Source organism: Streptomyces bugieae, assembly GCF_036352915.1.
Taxonomy (GTDB): domain Bacteria; phylum Actinomycetota; class Actinomycetes; order Streptomycetales; family Streptomycetaceae; genus Streptomyces; species Streptomyces endophytica.
Genome location: NZ_JAZBJP010000189.1, coordinates 1 through 429, shown reverse-complemented (window position 1 = coordinate 429; position 429 = coordinate 1). Strand labels below are relative to the sequence as shown.

Genomic DNA, 429 nt, shown 5'->3' with positions numbered 1-429 from the left:
ATCTTGGGCATCGGCATCGGCGGCACGCCCGAAAAAGCCGTGTTGATGGCGAAAGAATCCCTGATGAGCCACATCGACATCCAAGAATTGCAGGAAAAAGCCGCGTCCGGCGCGGAATTGTCCACCACCGAAGCCCTGCGCCTCGAACTCTTTGAAAAGGTCAACGCGCTGGGCATCGGCGCGCAAGGCTTGGGCGGTCTGACCACCGTGTTGGACGTGAAAATCCTCGATTACCCGACCCATGCCGCCCCCAAACCGATTGCCATGATTCCCAACTGTGCCGCCACCCGCCACGTCGAATTTGAATTGGACGGCTCAGGTCCTGTCGAACTCACGCCGCCGCGCGTCGAAGACTGGCCCGATCTGACTTACAGCCCCGACAACGGCAAACGCGTCGATGTCGATAAGCTGACCAAAGAAGAAGTGGCA

General features: G+C 59.0%; 1 protein-coding gene. It reads left to right on the top strand.

From position 1 onward, the window contains the following. The coding region (locus V2J85_RS40820) for a fumarate hydratase (RefSeq protein ID WP_330824418.1) at positions 1-429 on the top strand (429 nt) is incomplete at both ends.